General features: G+C 48.1%; 20 protein-coding genes. 17 read left to right on the top strand and 3 right to left on the bottom strand.

The window, feature by feature from the left end:
- Nucleotides 1–78: 78 nt before the first annotated feature.
- The 9 genes from MKY98_RS06360 to MKY98_RS06400 all read left to right on the top strand — a co-directional run bounded on the left by MKY98_RS06360 (nucleotide 79) and on the right by MKY98_RS06400 (nucleotide 9472).
- On the top strand, nucleotides 79–1311 hold the full coding sequence (locus tag MKY98_RS06360) for a glycosyltransferase family 4 protein (RefSeq protein ID WP_029516212.1): 1233 nt from the start codon (nucleotides 79–81) through the stop codon (nucleotides 1309–1311).
- Nucleotides 1308–2549, top strand: coding sequence for a glycosyltransferase family 4 protein (locus MKY98_RS06365; protein ID WP_069011097.1), 1242 nt, complete (start codon nucleotides 1308–1310; stop codon nucleotides 2547–2549). Before MKY98_RS06360 ends, MKY98_RS06365 begins: the two co-directional genes overlap by 4 nt.
- Nucleotides 2527–3336 carry a WecB/TagA/CpsF family glycosyltransferase gene (locus MKY98_RS06370; protein ID WP_069011098.1) on the top strand — a complete coding sequence of 270 codons (810 nt, stop codon included), beginning with the start codon at nucleotides 2527–2529 and terminating at the stop codon, nucleotides 3334–3336. Before MKY98_RS06365 ends, MKY98_RS06370 begins: the two co-directional genes overlap by 23 nt.
- 51 nt (nucleotides 3337–3387) lie before the next feature.
- A complete protein-coding gene (locus MKY98_RS06375; RefSeq protein ID WP_029516215.1) occupies nucleotides 3388–4728 on the top strand; it encodes a UDP-glucose dehydrogenase family protein in 1341 nt (446 codons plus the stop codon).
- Nucleotides 4729–4742: 14 nt separating this feature from the next.
- Nucleotides 4743–5720, top strand: a complete 978-nt coding sequence (locus MKY98_RS06380) for an LCP family glycopolymer transferase (RefSeq protein ID WP_029516216.1) — start codon at nucleotides 4743–4745, stop codon at nucleotides 5718–5720.
- A 131-nt stretch (nucleotides 5721–5851) separates the two neighbouring features.
- Nucleotides 5852–6343 carry a hypothetical protein gene (locus MKY98_RS06385; protein WP_029516217.1) on the top strand — a complete coding sequence of 164 codons (492 nt, stop codon included), beginning with the start codon at nucleotides 5852–5854 and terminating at the stop codon, nucleotides 6341–6343.
- A 108-nt stretch (nucleotides 6344–6451) separates the two neighbouring features.
- The gene (locus MKY98_RS06390; RefSeq protein WP_029516218.1) at nucleotides 6452–7372 is read left to right on the top strand and encodes an ABC transporter ATP-binding protein; all 921 of its coding nucleotides are present in this window, start codon (nucleotides 6452–6454) and stop codon (nucleotides 7370–7372) included.
- A complete protein-coding gene (locus MKY98_RS06395; RefSeq protein WP_029516219.1) occupies nucleotides 7365–8147 on the top strand; it encodes an ABC transporter permease in 783 nt (260 codons plus the stop codon). The genes MKY98_RS06390 and MKY98_RS06395 overlap by 8 nt, the downstream gene beginning before the upstream one ends.
- Nucleotides 8148–8386: 239 nt before the next feature.
- Entirely contained in the window at nucleotides 8387–9472 is a 1086-nt protein-coding gene (locus tag MKY98_RS06400; protein WP_029516220.1) for an AI-2E family transporter, read from the top strand.
- A gap of 39 nt (nucleotides 9473–9511) precedes the next feature.
- Here the strand turns inward: MKY98_RS06400 and MKY98_RS06405 are convergent, their stop codons facing one another.
- Nucleotides 9512–9973 (bottom strand): bactofilin family protein, encoded by a 462-nt coding sequence (locus MKY98_RS06405; protein WP_029516221.1) that lies wholly within the window; start codon nucleotides 9971–9973, stop codon nucleotides 9512–9514.
- Nucleotides 9974–10018: 45 nt separating this feature from the next.
- Nucleotides 10019–11050: a M23 family metallopeptidase gene (locus MKY98_RS06410; RefSeq protein WP_069011099.1), complete on the bottom strand. Its 1032-nt coding sequence runs from the start codon at nucleotides 11048–11050 to the stop codon at nucleotides 10019–10021.
- 146 nt (nucleotides 11051–11196) lie between these two features.
- On the opposite strand from MKY98_RS06410, the gene cls reads away from it, so the two are divergent.
- Together cls and MKY98_RS06420 are read left to right on the top strand one after the other, a co-directional pair.
- A complete protein-coding gene (cls, locus tag MKY98_RS06415; RefSeq protein ID WP_069011100.1) occupies nucleotides 11197–12627 on the top strand; it encodes a cardiolipin synthase in 1431 nt (476 codons plus the stop codon).
- Between the two features lie 192 nt (nucleotides 12628–12819).
- Nucleotides 12820–13764 (top strand): YitT family protein, encoded by a 945-nt coding sequence (locus MKY98_RS06420; protein WP_029516224.1) that lies wholly within the window; start codon nucleotides 12820–12822, stop codon nucleotides 13762–13764.
- A 69-nt stretch (nucleotides 13765–13833) separates the two neighbouring features.
- Here MKY98_RS06420 and ligD read toward each other — a convergent pair whose 3' ends face one another.
- Complete coding sequence (gene ligD / locus MKY98_RS06425; RefSeq protein ID WP_029516225.1) at nucleotides 13834–14736, bottom strand: non-homologous end-joining DNA ligase; 903 nt, start codon at nucleotides 14734–14736, stop codon at nucleotides 13834–13836.
- A gap of 213 nt (nucleotides 14737–14949) precedes the next feature.
- On the opposite strand from ligD, the gene MKY98_RS06430 reads away from it, so the two are divergent.
- From MKY98_RS06430 to MKY98_RS06455, 6 genes are all read left to right on the top strand, one after another.
- Nucleotides 14950–16218, top strand: a complete 1269-nt coding sequence (locus MKY98_RS06430; RefSeq protein ID WP_029516226.1) for a sulfotransferase family protein — start codon at nucleotides 14950–14952, stop codon at nucleotides 16216–16218.
- On the top strand, nucleotides 16215–18140 hold the full coding sequence (locus tag MKY98_RS06435; protein ID WP_029516227.1) for an asparagine synthase-related protein: 1926 nt from the start codon (nucleotides 16215–16217) through the stop codon (nucleotides 18138–18140). The genes MKY98_RS06430 and MKY98_RS06435 overlap by 4 nt, the downstream gene beginning before the upstream one ends.
- Before the next feature lie 52 nt (nucleotides 18141–18192).
- Nucleotides 18193–18321 (top strand): paeninodin family lasso peptide, encoded by a 129-nt coding sequence (locus MKY98_RS06440; RefSeq protein WP_134902123.1) that lies wholly within the window; start codon nucleotides 18193–18195, stop codon nucleotides 18319–18321.
- A gap of 199 nt (nucleotides 18322–18520) precedes the next feature.
- On the top strand, nucleotides 18521–19564 hold the full coding sequence (locus MKY98_RS06445; RefSeq protein ID WP_069011101.1) for a serine kinase: 1044 nt from the start codon (nucleotides 18521–18523) through the stop codon (nucleotides 19562–19564).
- The gene (locus MKY98_RS06450; protein WP_029516229.1) at nucleotides 19551–19853 is read left to right on the top strand and encodes a lasso peptide biosynthesis PqqD family chaperone; all 303 of its coding nucleotides are present in this window, start codon (nucleotides 19551–19553) and stop codon (nucleotides 19851–19853) included. Before MKY98_RS06445 ends, MKY98_RS06450 begins: the two co-directional genes overlap by 14 nt.
- 1 nt (nucleotide 19854) lies before the next feature.
- Nucleotides 19855–20340 (top strand): lasso peptide biosynthesis B2 protein, encoded by a 486-nt coding sequence (locus tag MKY98_RS06455; protein WP_029516230.1) that lies wholly within the window; start codon nucleotides 19855–19857, stop codon nucleotides 20338–20340.
- The last annotated feature ends 14 nt before the right edge of the window (nucleotides 20341–20354 follow it).

The following is a 20354-nucleotide window of genomic DNA, read 5'->3' on the forward strand; positions in this document are numbered from 1 at the left end:
TCAAATGGAACGCGCAGCGTTCTCTGAACCCTCCGTGCTCCATAACTCACTCAATATGAAATGGCAGGAGCCCTGATGATGATTCGAAAAATATTGTATCTCCGCAATTTTGCCAGCAAGGTGAACGGGGACTCATACAATTTACAGGAAGTCGGTTTGGGCAAAGCACTCGTTCGAAAAGGCTATGATTGCGACATTGTTTACTACAACGATCGTAAGGAAACCCATCTGGAACAGGTCTACCGTCACGAAGGATGCACCTTGCGTATTATCTGGCTCCACGGGTTTAAGTTCCTAAGCAACAGCATCTACAGAGATGTTCTCAAAGATTCTTTTCTGGATGCTTATAGTCTGGTCATTACTACAGAATACAACCAGATCATGACCTATCTGCTTTCCCGCAAATGTCCTGATAAGCTGGCGTTGTATCACGGCCCATACCGAGATAACACGCACGCGCTGATCCGCAAACTGTACGATATTATGCTGCTGCCGAAGGTAGCAAAATCTCTACGCCGTACCTATGTCAAATCCGATCTTGCCAAGCGCTATTTGGAGAATAAAGGTTTTGACAACGTGGTTACGATTGGAGTCGGATTGGATCGCAGTAAAGTAGAGAGAGCATCCGACAGTGACACCAGTAATAAAAGTGACAACATAAGCGGAGAGCGTGAGGAAAACCGTGAGGTCGCGAATGAGCTACGTCGAATCGGAGATCGTCCGGTGCTTTTGTATGTTGGTGTACTGGAGGAACGGAGAAATATACGTTTTATGCTGAGTACGTTCAAAAGGGTACTCCAAAAGCATCCTAGCTGTCTTTTGTTAATGGTCGGGGATGGACGGAAGACGGACACAGACCGCTATTGGACATATGCTCATGAACTGGGAATAACGGACAGTATTATACATTTTTCAAGAGTGGAGCAACGTCATCTGTGGCAAGTTTACGGAGCGGCGGATGTGATGCTGTTTCCGACCCAATACGATATTTTTGGTATGGTGCTGCTGGAAAGCATGCTGTTTCGCGTTCCGATTATCTCTTCGGTAAACGGGGGCTCGGTTACCTTGATTGAGGACGGAGTGAGCGGAGTGATGCTGAGAAGCTTTTCAGAAGAGGAATGGTCTGGTCGAATAGACGATTTGCTGGATAATGCTGAGCTGAGACGAAGTATGGCGGAGAAGGCCTTCCTTACGGTCGAGCGTATGTCGTGGGATCGCATTGCGGATGAAATCGTAAGCCATCAAGGGATCAAGCCCAGAAGTTCGAACCACGCTATGCAATCAACGCAGGAAAGAGGGGCAACCACGTGAGCCAACAGGTCAGCAGACAGATGAGCCCTCCTGTGAGCAAGGTGCTGATCATCCATAACTTTTATCAGCAAAGCGGGGGAGAAGACAAGGTTGTCGAGCAAGAATCAGCTATGCTGCGTTCCAGAGGAATAGAGACAGAGCATTACTATGTGCACAACGACAGCATTCAAAGCAGAGGGCTAGCGAACATGGCAAAGCTGGCGGTAGAGGCGGCATGGTCTCTGCCGGAATTCAAAAGAATCAAGAAGCTGCTTTTACAGGTGAAGCCAGATGTGGTACATGTGCATAATTTTTTTCCGGTTATATCCCCTTCGGTCTATCATGCTTGTGAACGGCTGGGGATTCCGGTTGTCCAGACACTGCATAATTACAGGCTGATTTGTCCGGCGGCAACCTTTATGCGAGGGAATAAGGTTTGTGAAAAATGTCTGCACGGCACGCTGCTGCATTCCATCCGTCATGGATGCTATCGAGGTTCACAGCTTCAGACGATTCCGGTAGCGGCGATGATTAAGTTCAACGATCTGATCGGCACATGGCAGCACAAGGTAAGTCGCTATATCGCGCTGACAGAGTTTGCACGGGACAAATTTGCCGAAAGCGGTATTCCACTGGATCGTATCGCGGTAAAGCCAAATTTTGTCCATCATAAAACAGTGAAAACCCAATATGACCCGAATGATCGTTATTTATTGTTCGTGGGACGGATTTCAGCTGAAAAAGGGGTTCGCAATCTGCTGCAAGCTTGGTCACAGTTGGAAGATCGGGGGGGATTGAGACTGGTCATCATTGGAGATGGTCCGGAAAAGGCTGAATTGACCGCTGCTTATCCACAGGAAGATGTTCGGTTTCTCGGTAAGCAGGATGGAGACACGGTACTGGATTGCATGAGCCGGGCCATGTATGTCATGGTGCCTTCCATTTGGTATGAAGGATTTCCCATGACCATTGTAGAGTCTTTTTCTGTTGGAACTCCGGTATTATGCAGCCGGCTCGGCGCACTGGAGGAAGTCGTGGAGGACGGGGTGACGGGTTTCCATTTTCAACATGATGATTTGGAAAATATAAAGACCGTGATTCACCGCGCAGTAGCCTATGAAAACTATGCAGCTATGAGACAGAAGGTGTCGGAAAACTACGCTGCACGCTATACGGAAGAAGTGAATGTGAAGCAGCTGATGGCGATATATAGCGAGGCGATGGAGGAGCGTGATTATGAAGCAGCTGCCCCAATATAGAGTTGGAAGGATTGCGGATGCAGATATTGCAGCACTTACGTTTCAGGAGACGGTACACACGCTGGAACAATGGGCAGCCGAACGAAAGGACGGCTATGTATGTATTTGCAACACGCATTCCATTGTCACAGCCGGGAATCATGCTGAGTTCCACAAAGCGCTCACTCAAGCCGATTTGTGTACTCCGGATGGTATGCCGTTGGTATGGGCGCTTAAGCTATACGGATTTGAGCGTCAGGATCGGGTAGATGGTCCCAGCCTGATGCTCAAGTTGTGCGAACGTGCGCCACAGACGAAGGTGAGTATATATTTTTACGGCAGTACGCCGGATACGCTGGATAGCTTAAAAGAGAGAGTAGAACAAGATTACCCTGGAATCTGCATCGCGGGCAGCTTTTCACCGCCATTTCGTGAGCTTCACCCAGATGAGGAGGAGCGGATCATTGATGAAATCAATGCGTCCGGCGCGCATATCATATTCGTCAGCTTAGGCTGCCCGAAGCAGGAAATATGGATGCATCGAAACAAAGACCGCATCCGTGGCGTGATGATTGGAGTAGGGGCGGCCTTTGACTATATCACTGGAAAGGTTCGCAGACCGCCGCTAGCGGTACAAAAGCTGGGGCTGGAGTGGCTGTATCGTCTGATCTGCGAACCGAAGCGATTATGGAAGAGGTATGCCTACAACAATCCGATATATGTATACCGTTTTCTAAAATCTTATCGGCAAAACAAACGGCTTACGCTTTATCAAAATCGGCTTGCAGGAAGAGATATAGAGAAGTGAAGTCGGTAATAGCAGGATGCAATGAGACAGCATGTAAAAGGGGGAGTTGCTTTGAAGCTATGTGTAATAGGTGCGGGGTATGTGGGGCTGGTGTCGGGGGTCTGTTTTGCCGCACTCGGGAATACCGTCGTCTGTGTAGATCAGAATGAGGACAAAATTCTTCAGCTGCGTGCAGGTGGGGTGCCGATTTATGAACCGGGATTAAAGGCTCTAATTAAAGATAATGTAGAACAAGGCCGACTAAGCTTTACAACAGATACGGCAGCTTCGGTAGAGGCGGCTGAAATTGTTATTTTGGCGGTCGGCACGCCTTCACTGCCGGGCGGGGAAGCGAACCTGTCCTATATTGAAGAAGCAGCCTGCGAGGTGGCAGACGCCATGAATGGCTACAAAGTCATTGTCACCAAAAGCACGGTGCCTGTCGGAACGAACGAACGCATTCAAAATTGGATTGCGAGCCGCACAAACTATTCTTTTGGTGTGGCTTCGGTTCCTGAATTTTTGCGCGAAGGTTCAGCAGTCCTAGACACCTTACAGCCAGATCGAATCATCATCGGGGCTTCCGATCCGCATGTGTCCGCAGTGCTCACTACACTGCACGAGCCGTTGACGACAAATATCGTAACCACAGATATCCGTTCGGCGGAGATGATCAAGTATGCGTCGAATGCTTTTTTGGCGACCAAAATTTCGTTTATTAATGAGATTGCAAATATTTGCGAAAAGGTGGGCGCAGACGTTACACGTGTGGCACACGGTATGGGGCTGGATCAGCGGATCGGCTCCTCCTTTTTGTCAGCAGGTATCGGCTATGGGGGTTCCTGTTTCCCAAAGGATACACAAGCTCTAATCCAAATTGCAGGCAACGTGGACTATGAATTCAAGCTGCTGAAATCTGTGGTGGAAGTGAATCAGGGTCAACGCTTTAACGTGATTCGTAAGCTGAAAGAGGCGCTGGGTGATCTGGAAGGAGCAACGATTGGTATATGGGGACTGGCCTTTAAACCGAATACAGATGACGTAAGAGATGCCCCGGCGCTGGATATTATGCAGTCGCTGCTGGAGGCAGGGGCGCAAATCCGTGCATATGACCCGATCGCTACCGCTAACTTCCGCAGACTGCTGGACAGCTCGGAAGTAACGTGGGCAGATAGCGCACGGGAAGCAGCAGAGGGATGCGACGCACTGTGTCTATTGACGGAATGGGAGGAGTTTGGTGAAATCGGGCTGGGTGAGCTGAATGAGCTTATGAAGTATCCTATTATGATCGATGGACGCAATGTGTATAGCGAGGAGCAAATCAGACAATCCGTCTTTGCATACTATTCTGTCGGTAGGCCACAGATGAACAATCTGGATGTAGATCGTCATCAGTCTGTAGTAAATCCGTAAAGGGGAGGCTGCATATGAAACGGTGGCTGAAGATAACATTGGGGGCTGCGGCGTTATTGGTCATAGGGGCTACTGCCTACACCGCTTATGTGTATCATTCTTTTAAAACAGCGGCGAATGCGATGTATCATCCGCGCAGCATCGTGCAGCCTGGGGCGGTTTCTACCCTTGCAACGGGCGGAGCAGGGCGATCCGTAGATACAGACTCTGGATCAATTACACCCAATCCGGCAGCCATCTCCCAGTTCAAGCCGTTCACCGTGCTGGTGCTGGGCGTAGATCGGCGGTCTCACGATCCAGGACGATCGGATACGATGATCGTCTTGTCTGTTAACCCTGCCGAAGGCTCTATGTTGATGTTCAACATTCCGCGCGATACGCGAACAGAGTTGATCGGTAGGGGGCGTGAGGACAAAATCAATCACGCTTTTGCTTTTGGGGGCGTGGATATGTCGATCCGTACGGTAGAACATTTTTTGAACTATCCGATAGATTACTATGTACAGATGAACATGGAAGGGTTTGCGAAAATGGTGGACCTTGTGGGGGGAGTCGAGGTTCATAATCCACTTGATTTTCAATATGAGGGTCATCATTTTGCACAGGGTAATTTGAACTTGAGCGGGGCTGAGGCGTTGGCCTACGCCCGTATGCGTTTCGATGATCCACGTGGGGATCTCGGAAGAAATGCTCGCCAGCGGGAGCTACTCAAGCAAATTCTTGCCCAGTCCATCAGCAAGGAAGGGCTGTTGAGGGTAAAACCGATACTGGAGGCAGCGGGGGAGCAGATTCGCACAGACATTACCTTTGACGATATGACCACCTTCCTGACCCGGATCGGTCCGTCCCTCAAGCAGACGGATACCGTTGAACTGAAGGGACATGGGCGTAAAATCAACGGGGTGTATTATTACATGGTGGATGAACAGGAACGCCAGCGTATCCATGGAGTGCTGGAGAAGCATATGCTTACCACTACCATATCGCCTTAGGTAAGCCTTATGTAGGCGGGTGCCCTGTTGGGAGGTCACCCGTTATTTTCTTCTAAAGTCTTCTAAAAAAGGCTTGTCCCACATACATCTGTAGAGAATTCGGTATAGTCCAACAGAGGGAGGGGCAGTGTGTGCTGTTTAGAAGAAGAGCGGCTTCGGCGTTCGTTCGTAAGCTATTATATTTTGCCATCATAGGTGGATTGTTATGGCTGCTGTGGCTGGGTCTGCGTGGGGTGATGTCTACAGGCGAGGGCGATCAAGCGGTAGAAGCACTGAACGAGTTCTACACGATGGAGCAATCGGGAAATTTCGGAGGTTCATGGGAGCTTTTTCATTCGCAAATAAAAAAGAAATTCGAGAAATCTACGTATGTACAGCAGCGTGCGCACGTTTTTATGCAGGATATGGGGACGGATACGTTCACGTTTGAACTGGGGGAGCCGCAGACTGAATATGACATTCGTACGGATCAGAATGGAGAAGAGTTAGGGAAAGTTTACCGTATTACGGTCACTCAGCATTACAAGACCCGATTCGGTAATTTTGATATCGTACAGCCTTGTTATGTGACGCAGGAAGATGAGAAATGGCGGGTGCTTTGGATATACAAGGACAAGGAATAGAGGTTGCGAGGTGTTTCTAAAAGGTTAAATATGGTACAATACTTCCAAAACCGGAAATGTACAGTAAATGGATAACAGCTTCACTCCGGATGGAAGGAGTTTCATAGCATGCAGCAAGCGACAGGACAGGTTCCCGTCATACGTATGGAGGGTGTGAGTAAAATCATTTCCTCCAAAGCGATCGTGGATGATCTGACGCTGGAGGTTCCGGCGGGGCAGGTATTTGGTTTCCTTGGACCCAATGGTGCGGGAAAAACGACAACCATCCGTATGATGGTTGGCCTGATTTCGATCAGCAAGGGCGATATTCATATTTGTGGAGACAGCATTAATACTGATTTTGAAAAGGCCGTTTCCCATGTCGGAGCGATTGTTGAGAACCCGGAGATGTACAAGTTTTTGACAGGCTATCAAAATTTGCAGCATTTTGCGCGAATGTCTCCTGGGGTGACCCAAGAACGCGTGGATGAAGCGATTCGTTTGGTGGGACTCGGAAACCGGATTCACGATAAAGTAAAAACCTATTCGCTCGGGATGCGACAGCGACTTGGAGTAGCTCAGGCGATTTTGCATCGACCGAAGCTGCTTGTGCTGGACGAGCCGACCAATGGTTTGGACCCGCAGGGTATTCGTGAACTGCGGGATTATTTGCGTCAATTGACCCGTACGGAGGGAATTACCGTATTCGTATCAAGTCATTTGTTGTCCGAGATGGAGCTGATGTGCGACCGTGTAGCCATTATTCAGAGCGGACGGCTGGTTGATATCAAGCAACTGAAGAACACAGGGGAGGAAGTGCAGACGGCGGAAATTGCTTTTGAGGTAAATGATGCCGAACAAGCCTATGCGCTTGCTGGAGCAGGACGCGTTGAAGGTAATCAACTGCTGCTTCACCTGGAGCGGGAACAGATTGCAGAGATGAACAGCCTGCTGGCTGCAAACGGAATTAAAGTATATGCGATTCGCCCGGTTGCCCGTACGCTGGAAGATCAATTTTTGGAAGTGACGGGAGGCGGGTTTATTGGGTGATTTCTTCAAACTGGTACATAACGAAAATCTGAAAATTTACCTGCGTGTGCGCACATGGATTATGCTGGGATTGCTGGCGGTCATCACTGCTGCGATTCCGATGCTGATCTCCCTGGTTTCCGATCAGGTCAGTGTGTGGGATGGGATTGCGTTGACGACGTTGTTTACGTTTTTCCTCAATACGACGTTTACGGTCATTGTAGCTGCTGATTCGGTGGCTGGTGAATTTACTTGGGGAACGATTAAGCTGCTGCTCATCCGACCTTGGACTCGCAGCAAAATATTGTTGTCCAAGTATATATCCGTGATTTTGTTCAGTTTGCTCGGAACGATCATTTTGATCTTGATGGTTACGCTGTCCTCATGGCTGATGTTATCCAAGGATGCACCAGCGGGTTCTGTTCCGCTGTTCAGTGATCCGATATCTTACGTAACGTTGAACTTCTTGTATAGCTATATTGCCTTGTTCGTGACGATGGCCTTTGCTTTTATGCTGTCCGCTGTTTTCCGTTCCAGTGCCTTGGCGATTGGGCTGTCGCTGTTCATGATGTTCACCAAAACAATCTATAACTCTATTGGCTTGTTCAGCACAGATCGTTTTGAATGGACCAAATATGTACTATTTACGCATATGGATCTGAAAAAATATCTAGATATGCCGCCGGGTACGGTAAGTTCCAGTCTAACCTTTTCGCTCACCGTGCTGGCCGCTTATTATGTAATTTTTATCGCCATTGCCTGGGTGGTTTTCGTAAAACGGGATGTTTCAACCTAAATCGCAGTGTCTTAGAGTTACACAAAGGACGTTCAAATGCTCAGCATTTGGACGTCCTTTTGTTATTTCAGGATTTTTCAAAATCCTCTTTAACACTGTTTATCCAGTATCTATGTCATTTTTGTTACATATTCTGCGTGCAGAGGTATATTGTAATCTATTTTCAGCAAGAATCAATCAATAGGGCCATTTTGCGTTTAAAGAGGTAGAGAGAAACAGAACAGAGGGGGCCGCATGGTATGCTGCAAAATAATCGTTTTTTTCGTGTAACTACAGGTATCGTCATGCTATTACTCATCATTTACTTGGGCACCAAAGTAAGCTTTATATTTAGTCCTCTCGTATCTTTGGTCAGCTTGCTGGTGGTACCGTTAATGCTATCTTTTTTCCTCTATTATTTATTGAGGCCGATTGTAGATGTAATGGAACGGAGAAAAATCAAACGATCGATCTCCATCTTGCTGATTTATTTGGTCATTGGAGTGTTATTGTTTGTTTTCTCATGGGGTGTGTGGCCTACACTGCGTGATCAAGTAACCAATTTATTTGAAAATGCGCCGAAGCTCATTAAAAGTCTGGTTGATCAATTGAGCCAATGGCGGCATAATCAATCCTTGAGACAAGTGCTGCCTCCGGGTGAAGACCCGCTGTCACAACTGTCAGATACGTTGAACGAAGCTTTTTCGACGCTATCTGATTATTCGGTAAAGCTGGTATCGTTCGTGTCCTACTTTTTTATCGTATTGGCTACCTTTCCCATATTGCTCTATTACATGCTGAAGGAAGGGAGCAAGTTTGGCCCTAAAATGCTAAACTTCTTTCCTAAAAAATATCACAAGGACGCATTGGAGGTTATGGAAGATATCGATAGTGCACTCAGCAGCTTTATCGTAAGTCGGGTGCTGATCAATGTCGCGTTGGGTGTGATGATGTTCCTTGGATTTTTAATTATTGGTTTGCCTTATGCCTTGCTGCTCGCCGTTATTTCGATTTTTCTTAATTTTATTCCCTATGTGGGGGCAGTGGCTGCTTCTATACCCGTGGTTATTATTGGATTTCTCGAATCACCTTCGATGGCGCTCTGGTCGCTGGTCGTGGTGATTGCTGCACAGCAAATTCAGGATAATTGGCTGTCACCTATAGTTTTTGGCAAGCAACTGGATATTCATCCGTTGACTGTCGTTATTTTACTGTTAGTTGGTGGTGACCTGCTCGGGATTCTGGGCATCATTTTGGTGATTCCATTGTATATGTGCGGAAAAATCGTCATACGCAAGGTATACCAATTATTTTTGGAACGCAGAGTGGAGGATATTATGGAATGAATGGAGAATGCACTGGATTTAAAGGAGTATATCCTGATTTTACCCTGCTTCGGATTGCAGAGTGGCTTGGCTGTCCTCCCTGTCTTTGCTGAAACTAGATTGGGTTTCGTCGTTTGGCTCATCCGTAGAAGCTGACAACTCTACATCCTTTGTTCGGTTCATTTGACTTGTGCCGTCCAGTACACCGCCTTCAGAGATGACCAATGCAGCGGTCGCGGTATTTCCGTACAGCTCACCTGTCGGCGTAATGGTTAGTCGTCCTTCTGTAGTAATGCTGCCGAACACCTTACCGGCAAGGATGACGTCTTGTGCGAAGATGTCCGAACGTACAACAGCAGATTCTCCAATGACGACAGTACGAGTGCTGCGGATATCGCCCTGAAAATGACCGTCAATCCGAATATTGGCCTCTGCCTCAACTGTACCTTCAAAGCTGGTGCCATTAGCGAGCAGTGTATCCATAGCTGGGGTGGAGAGCTTTTTTTTGGATTCCTTGAACATGATGGTTTTCCCCCAATCCTTTATTGTAAAGATTTTGAAAAATCCTCATTGTACATACAGTAATGGATCGACAGGTTGGTTATGCTTGACGATCTGAAAATGAAGATGAGGTCCTGTGCTTCTCCCAGTACTCCCCAGCAGACCGATGGTCTGTCCTTTGTGGACACGATCCCCCGGGGTCACCTGCATGCCGCTCAGGTGCATATACCAGCTCTGGAGTCCGTCAGGATGCTGGATGATGATGCACTTGCCGCGGGCGCCGCTAGAAGCAGCTTCCAAGACGGTGCCTGCTCCTGCTGCATAGACAGGATCACCGGTTTGTCCGGCAATGTCCACGCCTGAATGAAAGGCAGATCTGCCGGTAAAAGGGTCGCTGCGATAGCCAAAGCTGGAGGTCATTCGCCGTGAACCTACAGGCCAAACGGAGGGCTTCCCTTGCTCGGCAAGAGCCAGCCTACGAGTCTGGAGTAACTGTGCGGCTTGTTTGCGCTCCAGATTTTGCTGGACGGCATTTGCTTGCTGAATAGAGCGGGGAACCGTACGCTCCACCGTGTCCAACAGAGATTCGATCTCCTGAAAATCATCCATTGCCTGGCGAGTTAGGAAGGCAGTATTTTCATGTACTGCGATCAGCTCACCCCCAATATGGTCGGAAGCATCCCAGGAGAGCGGAGTCATGGTCTTTTTATGGTTACTTGTGGCAGATGAGTTTCCGTGTTTACGAATGAATTGCTGCATTTGTTGTTCCAGCTCCGTTACGCGCTGAAGGCGTTCACGAATATGGGTGGCTTGATTTGTCAGCTCCATGACTTCCTGCCGTAGTCGCCCAATGGCTGCGTCCTTGTCCGCTACCGTGACCTCCATCTGCAAACTCTGGACAGCAAGATTCGTTTCCATTTGGGAAATAATATGGGAAGAACGGATTTGCAGCCCGATCACGAGCGTAGAGATAGACGCGATCACAAGAGTCGGGACGAGAATGACAGCGGCTGTAGAGCATTGTAGCTGCTTGGGCGGTTGCTGTGCATCCCGAATAACAAGCAGGGTCATCCGGCGATTTAGGCTTCCTTTTTTCATAATCGCTCCTTTCCGGACATCGCTCCTATAGTGCTTGGTTACTATCTATTCAGCTTAAGAGGCAAACATGTCAAAAAAATTGGAGCTTAGTATAAAACGTAGATGAGGATTTTGCAAAATCCTGAGATATATAAGGAGGCTTAGACATGCTGTGGTTGCTGTTGGTTTTAATTGTTTTTATTTTTCAGACCGGGACGATCCTGCTCTTTGAATTTCGCAAGCCGTCCAAAGCGGTAGCCTGGCTTTTTATTTTGTTTTGCTTCCCGCTCATTGGCTTTGTCGTGTACTACTTTGTTGCACAGGATTATCAGAAGCGTAAAGTGGTTCGAAAAGGGGGATCGCAGCTGTTTCGTGAATTCCGCGAGCGTCTATGGGCGCAATCCAAGGTCATTGAACATGTGGAGCAAATGCATAATCCTCATTTCAAACATCAGGAGCGCCTGTTTAACCAGTTAATTCGTATGTCGGAAAACCCGTTGACTGGATGTAACCGCACACGTGTGCTGACGAACGGTGAAGAAGCCTTCGAGGCCATGCTGGCAGCGATGGAACATGCGCAACATCATATCCATGTGGAGTTTTACATATTTCGGGCCGACGAAATCGGAAGAAAGTTTCAAGAGGTCATGATCCGCAAGGCACGTGAGGGAGTAAAAGTACGATTCGTTGTAGACGGTGTGGGGAGCTACAATTTACCCTATTCCTTTATTCGCACCTGTAGTGAGGCGGGAGTGGAATTTCATTATTTTCTACCTCCGTTTTTCGCCACACTGGACCGCCGGATTAACTATCGCAATCACAGGAAAATCGTGGTGGTAGATGGCATGGTTGGATTTGTAGGAGGGATTAATGTAGGCGACGATTATCTCGGAAAATACCCCAAAGTAGGATTTTGGAGGGATACGCATTTGCAGATTGAAGGAGATAGCGTCTATTTTCTACAAAATGCGTTTCTTAGTGACTGGAAGCTGGCCTCAGGGGAGAGACTGATGGATGTGAATTTATTTCCTCCACATACCTGTACCGGGGATGAGGAAGTACAGATTTTGAGCAGCGGTCCCGATCAGGTATGGGATACGATTCAGGAAATGTGCTTTGGGGCGCTCACAGTTGCCAAAAAGCGGATTTGGATTACGACGCCGTATTTTATTCCCGATCCGGGCATTTATGAGGCGCTCAAGCTGGCGGCAGTCAGTGGCGTAGATGTGAAAATTATTATTCCCTATCAGTCCGATTCGAAGTTAGTTCATTTGGCGTCTCTGTCCTATGTACAGGAACTGCTGGAGGCAGGGGTGGAGTTCTACCAATATCGAAAAGGATTTATTCATGCCAAAGTGGTGATTGTCGATGATTTACTCGGCTCGGTCGGGACTGCCAATATGGACATGCGCAGCTTTTTCTATAATTTTGAGTTGACCGCTGTCGTTTTTGCTAATTCAGCGCTGGAACGGCTTTCGGCAGATTTTGTAGAGGACATTTCCAACTCCTCACGCATAGATTTAAACGTGTTCCGCAGACGGCCTAGATCTCAGAAAACAGCTGAAATTCTAACTCGCATGCTCTCTCCACTCCTATAAAGGCGATTTTCGCCGTTTTTATCGCTATAATCCCGCTTTATTGTGATTTATGTGCTCTTTGCTAACTTTTTTGCGCGAAATCACAGTTTTGTGATATACTATTTATATAAATAGCGCGGTAAAGAATAGGGGACTGCGGATAGCAGCCCCTTTTTTGTCCAATATATCATACTGTAACGGGGGGATTTATATATGAGTGTAGTGAGCAAGGAAGTCCAAAGTTTATCTGAGATTACAGATGTGACCGGAGAGTTGACCAAGATCAGCAAAATTCCAGCTAATCCGAAGAACAAAGTAAAACGCCTGTTTCAGCGTGCAGCCATGATTGTAGTTGGTGCAGCTCTGATGGCAGTGGGATTGGAAATATTTCTGGTTCCTAACGGCGTTATTGACGGAGGCGTTACAGGTATTTCCATTATGGCCTCCAAGATTACTGGCTATCCGCTCGGTATTTTCCTGACCCTGTTGAACCTTCCATTTTTACTTATCGGCTACAAACAAATTGGTAAAACCTTCGCTTTATCCACATTATTCGGTATCGTCGTTATGTCCATTGGAACCGCGTTACTTCACAATGTAAGTGCGTTGACTCCTGGTGAACCGCTGCTCGGCGCTATTTTTGGGGGCGTCATTCTCGGTGTTGGGGTGGGTCTTGTGATTCGGTCCGGCGGTTCGCTGGATGGAACAGAGATCGTAGCTATTCTCGTCAGTGAAAAGACTCCTTTTTCGGTCGGTGAGATCGTACTGTTCGTTAACATATTCATTCTGGGAAGTGCAGGTTTTGTGTTCGGTTGGCCAAATGCCCTGTATTCCATGATTGCTTATTATATCGCCATGAAAATGATTGATATTACGATTGAAGGTCTGGATCAGTCCAAATCGGTCTGGATTATTAGTGACAAATACCGTGATATCGGGGATGCCCTGACGGATCGTCTTGGACGGGGCGTAACTTATCTGGAAGGTGAAGGTGGCTTTACAGGCGAAAGCAAGAAAGTGATTTTCGTCGTCATCACCCGACTGGAGGAAGCGAAGCTGAAGAGCATCGTTGAAGATTGGGACCCGCACGCTTTCGTTGCGATCGGTAACATTCACGATGTGAAGGGCGGACGCTTTAAGAAAAAAGGAATACACTAGCGCAAGGGGACAATTCCTCAGCCTAATGGCTGCGGGGTTCGTCCCCTTTTTTGTTCTTCCAAGCATGGATCAGGTTCGGTGTGCCTTGGTGCGCATATGCTTGAGGACATCTTCTACAGGTTGGGGAGGAACCTTGTCGATCAAGTCGCCTACCTGATTTAGTCGTTCCTCAATATTCAGCAAATGGTAGTCAAGTGGTGATACATCTTGCCGTACCTCTTCCCATGTTAGCGGGGTGGAGACCGTAGCGCCGGGGCGTGCCCGCGGGGTATAAGGAGCGGCCAGAGTTTTCCCCTGATAATGCTGCAAATAATCAAAATAGATGGCTGTTCCACGATCCTTCTTTAACCTTTCGAGTGTGAACAGATGCGGGTGCTTTTCTGTCACAAACTGTCCGACTAATAGCCCGATGCTGCGAAGTTCGTCGAAGGTTATGCCTGTACGGATCGGAACGATAATTTGTACACCTGTGGCCCCGGATGTTTTGGGGACGGAGTCCAAACCAAGCGAAGCCAGTACTTCACCGACAATAGAGGCTGCCTCCATAATACGTGGCTCCACCTCTCTGGATGGATCAAGGTCAATCATCCATTCACAGGGCAGCTTGTTTCCCGCTTCGTGCAGAGAGGGGTGGAATTCCAACGCAGCTTGATTACCAAGCCAGAGGAGTTGTGGCAATTTGCCGAGCACGATATATTCAATGCCATCATGCAGGGCGGTTTCAATATAGTCCGGCCGAGGACGTGGGGCATTTTTCTGATAAAAAAAATCACCGTGAATCCCATGTGGCCAGCGGATGACGGTCAGCAGACGATGATGACAATATTTGAGCAGGAAGGGAGCCAGTACCGCGAGCTTGCGAAGATACAGCGCCTTAGTCACGCCTGCTTCAGGCCACAGCGGTTTATCCGGGTTGGTGATAGGAATTTCCTGACCTTCAATGGTAATAGTACCTTTAACAGCTTGTCCCATTGTGCTATCCTCCTTTGGCTAATATGCAGCAAAATCTTTATTTACAGGCTGATTGTTAAGCTTTTAGATCTACATAGGGTTTAACATGAACGTGAAGTGCTGAATTTATCCATCAAAAGGATTGACAAGATACATTATGTATCATAAATTTATAATAAAAATACGATATGTATCTATTAAAGTGTCTTGAGCAGAGGTAGAGGAGGAGTTTGCTTGATTGAAAAGCAAGGCGGAGGGCTGGTATTCCTGTTAAGTGTCCCTCGGAGTGGAAGCTCGTTGCTTACCGCCATTTTGCAAAACCATTCCCGCCTGTTTGCCACGCAGGAAATGTGGTTTCTGCTCAGTTTATATGATCTTCCGCAGTCACATACACGCCCATATGGAGGAACAGGGATACTCCGGCAATTTTTTAAAGGTATGGTCCCCTCCGACGTATTGGAGCAGGCCTCCCGTTCGTATGCACTTGAAATATATAATGGTTTGCTTCAAGGTACAACAGCAGATATGCTTATCGACAAATCCCCGCGTTACTATACGGTGCTGGAATTTATAGACCGTTTATTCCCTGCTGCCCGCAGGTTGTGGCTTATCCGAAACCCTTTGGCCATTGTGGCCTCATTCAAAAAGGTCAATCAGCTACGGAACGGACGTTTTCAACTACTGGAGGAACTGGGGAGTCCGCATTTTAATATGAAAATGACGGATATTACGGTTGGTTTGTTCCGTTATACTCATTATTTTGCTACACCTCATCCACTTGCATACCCGCTTAGATATGAACAGCTCGTATCCAATCCAACGATGGAGATCGAGAAACTGTGCAGTTTTTTGGGAATCCATTATGAAGCGGGGATGGAAAAGTACGGAGATTTCGCGGATACGCCCAAATCCAGTCTTTTTTATAGTATGGGAGCGGGCGATCCATTCGTAGGAGAGCATGAACAGGCGCATCAGGATTCGGTACATAGCTGGCAACATGTGTTGAGTAAAAGGGAAATTGAGCTGTATTGCAGAAGCATTGGGTCCCGCATGTTTAAGCAACTTGGTTACGCGGAAGCGCTGGAGCAGGCTGAACAGATGACTGGAGTTCGCTTTGAAGATGAGCCAGATATGGAGCTGCTGAGTCGACGTACACAACAATTCCTCCAGCAAAGCGGCTTTGAATGGAAGGCAGCTTATCGGATGCTGGAAGAACAGGATACAGATAACAGAGAACTCATGACAAATGCAATCCATCATACTCCACCCCAAGATCCGACATGGATGCATGTGGACCAGAGCGTGAACGATCGACGGATCCAATCACTGGAAAACAGGTTGGCACATAGCTATGAGGAGCGGAACCGTCTTATCGCTCAGCTTCAAAGCTATCAACGCCCACATCAAGGTCTCCGATCTCGCAGCCTCTTGGCCCGTAAACTCAGGTACTTGGCGTCTGTAGCATTATCAAGTATAGGAAAAGAAAAAGGGGGAAGAACGTGAGTGCGATTGCCGGAATCTATAGCTTTGGGCATGAGTCTGTATGCACCGAAGAAGGCGGGAAAATGATGCAGGCCCTGCGGAAATATCCCGCTGACCGCGTATGCGCTTGGTGTGAAGGCTCTATTTTTTTGGGTTGTCATGCCCAGTATGTGACCCCGGAATCTGTTCATGAGCGTCTTCCCTTTTATGATGAGCTAAGAGATTTGGCAATCACGGCGGATGCGATTATTGACAATCGTTCCGAGCTGTTTGAACGGCTGGGAGTTGAGCAGGAACGGCGGCAAGATATCACGGACAGCGAGCTGATTTTGCTGGCATATGACAAATGGGGAGTGGAGGCAGCCAGTTATCTGATAGGTGATTTTGCCTTTGTCATTTGGGATGCCAAGGAATATCGATTATATGGTGCTCGAGATATGACAGGCCATCGTACGCTGTACATCTACCAACATGACCGAGGATTCGCGTTTAGCACGGTAGTCGCTCCGCTTTTGGCCCTGTCCTCTCTGCGAAAAGAACTGCATGAACCGTGGCTGGCCGAATTTTTGTCCATCCGCACCATGCAGGAATCCGTCGATATCGGGACGACCGCCTACAAGCATATCAACCAGCTTCCTCCTGCACATTGGTTCACTATGGAGGAGGGGAAGCGAACCCTTCATAAATATGCATGCCTGGATGAGGTAGAGCCACTGCGGCTCAAAACAGGAGGTGAGTACATAGAAGCTTTCCACGAGGTGTTCACACAGGCGGTCACTGCCCGATTACGGACGCATCGCGCTGTAGGGGCTGCCTTGAGCGGAGGGCTGGATTCCGGAGCGGTTGCCAGCTTTGCCGCGCCAGCGCTGCACTTGCAACAAAAGCCGCTACATGCCTACAGCTATGTGCCTGTTCAAGATTTTACAGACTGGACACCGCCTACATTGCTGGCGAACGAACGAAGCTACATTCATTCTACGGCTCGCTATGTGGGCAACATTCACGAGAACTATATGGATTTTGAGGGAAAAAGTCCGTTTTCAGAAATTGATATTTGGCTGGATTTGATGGAGGCTCCCTACAAATATTTTGAAAACTCCTTCTGGATCAGAGGTTTTTATGAAAAAGCGCAGGAACACAATGTCGGTGTACTGTTGACCGGGGCACGAGGCAATTTTTCCGTATCGTGGGGCCCTGCACTGGACTATTATGCCCGTCAGTTTCGTCATTTGCACTGGTTGCAATCCTTTCAGGGATTGAGGCGGTACAGCAAGCTTACGGGCAGGCGTATGTCTCATCTACTCCCCGTGATGTTGAAGAAAGCGACTTCACTTGAACCTCGTTTATGGCTGCGGCGTGGCCATCGCAGTCCCGTTCCTTCACTGATTCACCCAGAGTTTGCCCAACGGATGAATGTAGAAGATATTCCTGTATTGAGCGGAACAGGTTGGATGAAAAATGCCGATCAGACGAGAAAAGAGAAGTTCTCAAATTTGGCGATTGCCAACAAAAATGGTGTGGTCGCGACCAAACTTTCACTACGTTACGGCCTATGGGAACGTGATCCGACCGGGGACAGCCGGGTAATTCGCTTTTGCTTATCGGTGCCTTTTGAGCAGTATGTACAAAACGGTCGGGACCGTGCCCTCATTCGTACGGCCATGCGTGATCATCTACCTGATGATGTTCGGTTGAACCAGCGGGTACGCGGCGTGCAGCCTGCAGATTGGCTACATCGTATGCTTCCTTGTTGGGATACGTTTATGGGGGAGCTTCAACTGATGTGTCATGATTTACGAGCCGCCGAATATCTCAATATTGAGTTTATTAAGACGGCTATGGCAAAACTTCACCACCCCGGCCCTGAGCAGGCGTCTGATCCGAATATAAGACTACTCATGCATAGCCTGATTGTGTACCGTTTTCTCTGTAGATTCAACTGATCGAATCTGTTCGGTCAGACAGTTCGCCATTCGTTGGAGGGGAGGTGATGAAATGAGTAAAAAAGAATGGCAGGAACCGACGATAGAGGTGCTGGATATTAGCCAGACCATGGCGGGTAAAGGCTGGAGACAGATTGATTGGGTGTCCGACCACGATGCCGATATCTATAATCCAAGCTAATAGATGGTTATACATGTTATACATGCAGCCAATGTTGGACTGGAAGCCAGACAACTGGGCCGATAACGATTGAATGAACGAAAATAGCATGATCCATTGGACTCGTATTCAATATACAGCCGTCTTTATTTCTTTCGGGTTAGAGGTGTTGCCCAAGAAATAAAGACGGGATTTTTAAAGACAGAGGAGTGAGTCCTACGTGCATGACAGGAGTGCAAATGTCAGTTGGACGAAATATACGGCCTTTGGACTCAGGATTGCGAGTGAGCTGAATCTGCCTGAGCTGATGCTGGCAGCACCAGGAGTGGTAGAGGATGTAGTCATTCGACAGGCTGATTTGACTGCATGGAGTGGTCAGCTGGAGCAGGCCAATTTTGTGATGCTGGATGAGCGATTTATGTTCCGAATACCGGGCACGGCCATTTATGCCGTCAGGGAAGGCAAGGAGATCGAGGTAAGTATATTCTCTGGGGCTGATCCTGACACCGTGCGGCTGTTTGTGCTGGGTACATGCATGGGTGTTCTGCTGATGCAAAGACGAATATTACCTATTCACGGAAGTGCGGTCGTCATCGGGGGGAGGGCCTACGCATTTGTGGGTGAATCGGGTACGGGGAAATCGACATTGGCTGCTGTTTTTAGGCAGGCAGGTTATCAGATGGTTAGTGATGACGTGATTGCTGTAAAAGCTACGGGTTCCTCTGCCATTGTGTATCCAGCTTATCCGCAGCAAAAGCTGGGGCTTGAAAGCTTGCTCCAACTGGAGGCTTTACGGGAGAACAAGCATGTACGCAAAAGAAAGCACATACAGTCCCTAACTGACGACAATTCTGTAATGCCACAATACACAGATCTGCGTACGCTTGCAGGTGAGCTGAATAAATATGCCGTACCCGCTGTAGATGATTTTTATAACGATCCGCTGCCCTTAGGGGGCGTATTCGAGCTGGTGGCAGATTCTCCAACCCGTGCGTTGATGCGCGAAGGGGAGCTAGTGTCGGTTACGGAACAGCCCTTGAACGTTCTGGAGTGCTTGCATACATTACTACAACATACATATCGCAGGGTGATTATTCCGCGAATGGGTTTGAGTGAATGGTCGTTTGATACAGCGGCTAGGATGGCTCGGAAAGTGGAGGGCTGGCGCTTGCTGAGGGATAGTTCCGTCTTTACTGCGTCCGAGGTTGTACAACGGGTACTTGAACTCATTCGTAAGGAGGAAAAGAGTTATGGCAGCCACTAATCCAGCTAAGGATCATTATCGCGTCATTTACAATGAAGAGGTCTACGTCAGTGATATGGACGGAGAAAAAGTGATGATGAGCATTAACACTGGTAAATATTACAATTTAGGCTACACAGGAGGACGAATCTGGGAACTGGCAGAATCCGGTCCTTCACTTGGCGATATCGTAACTGTCCTGACGAACGAATATGAGGTGGACGAGGAACAGTGCAGACAGCAGGTACATACCTTTGTGGCTGAGTTGGAGCGGGAAGGACTGTTAAAGCTTCTACGGGAGCCGGTATAACATGCGGATACAACGGCTTCTTCTCCTGTCTCCAGAAGTCAGAAGATTGTTGCCGGAAGCCTGGCTGGAGCTGGGATGGGCGAGGCTGCGCCAGCGTCGTTCTTTTTGGGATTACTCAAGGGCTTGGGGCATACGTATGGAAGAAACCCCATGGCAGTGTGACGTTGGGCAAGAGAAGTCCATTCAGCAGATTTCACACGCTGTAGAGCTGGCAAGCAGTTATACTCCTTGGCGTAGTAGTTGTCTTGTACAAGCCGCTGCGGCGATGACGTTGCTGGGGCGCAGGAAACTGGACTGCACGCTGTATCTGGGTACAGCCAAAAATGCCGCTGGACGCTTGGCTGCACATGCATGGGTACGTAGCGGACCGATTTATGTTACGGGGAAACGGGAGATGGAAGCATTTACGGTGGTGGGGATATTCGGAAGACGTGCTGTGATGGATACAAATAAGAATATGGAAGATAAAAGTAGTTCTTTACTTTAATGCGATGAGACACG

The sequence above is a fragment of the Paenibacillus sp. FSL M8-0228 genome (assembly GCF_038007385.1).
Lineage (GTDB): Bacteria > Bacillota > Bacilli > Paenibacillales > Paenibacillaceae > Paenibacillus > Paenibacillus polymyxa_D.

Bases quoted from the DNA above. Each gene is read 5' to 3' on its own strand.
- MKY98_RS06360 (WP_029516212.1), top strand. From the start codon at position 79: ATGATTCGAAAAATATTGTATCTCCGCAATTTTGCCAGCAAGGTGAAC.
- MKY98_RS06370 (WP_069011098.1), top strand. From the start codon at position 2,527: ATGAAGCAGCTGCCCCAATATAGAGTTGGAAGGATTGCGGATGCAGAT.
- MKY98_RS06380 (WP_029516216.1), top strand. From the start codon at position 4,743: ATGAAACGGTGGCTGAAGATAACATTGGGGGCTGCGGCGTTATTGGTC.
- MKY98_RS06390 (WP_029516218.1), top strand. From the start codon at position 6,452: ATGCAGCAAGCGACAGGACAGGTTCCCGTCATACGTATGGAGGGTGTG.
- MKY98_RS06400 (WP_029516220.1), top strand. From the start codon at position 8,387: ATGCTGCAAAATAATCGTTTTTTTCGTGTAACTACAGGTATCGTCATG.
- MKY98_RS06405 (WP_029516221.1), bottom strand. From the start codon at position 9,973: ATGTTCAAGGAATCCAAAAAAAAGCTCTCCACCCCAGCTATGGATACA.
- MKY98_RS06410 (WP_069011099.1), bottom strand. From the start codon at position 11,050: ATGAAAAAAGGAAGCCTAAATCGCCGGATGACCCTGCTTGTTATTCGG.
- cls (WP_069011100.1), top strand. From the start codon at position 11,197: ATGCTGTGGTTGCTGTTGGTTTTAATTGTTTTTATTTTTCAGACCGGG.
- MKY98_RS06420 (WP_029516224.1), top strand. From the start codon at position 12,820: ATGAGTGTAGTGAGCAAGGAAGTCCAAAGTTTATCTGAGATTACAGAT.
- ligD (WP_029516225.1), bottom strand. From the start codon at position 14,736: ATGGGACAAGCTGTTAAAGGTACTATTACCATTGAAGGTCAGGAAATT.
- MKY98_RS06440 (WP_134902123.1), top strand. From the start codon at position 18,193: ATGAGTAAAAAAGAATGGCAGGAACCGACGATAGAGGTGCTGGATATT.
- MKY98_RS06450 (WP_029516229.1), top strand. From the start codon at position 19,551: ATGGCAGCCACTAATCCAGCTAAGGATCATTATCGCGTCATTTACAAT.
- MKY98_RS06455 (WP_029516230.1), top strand. From the start codon at position 19,855: ATGCGGATACAACGGCTTCTTCTCCTGTCTCCAGAAGTCAGAAGATTG.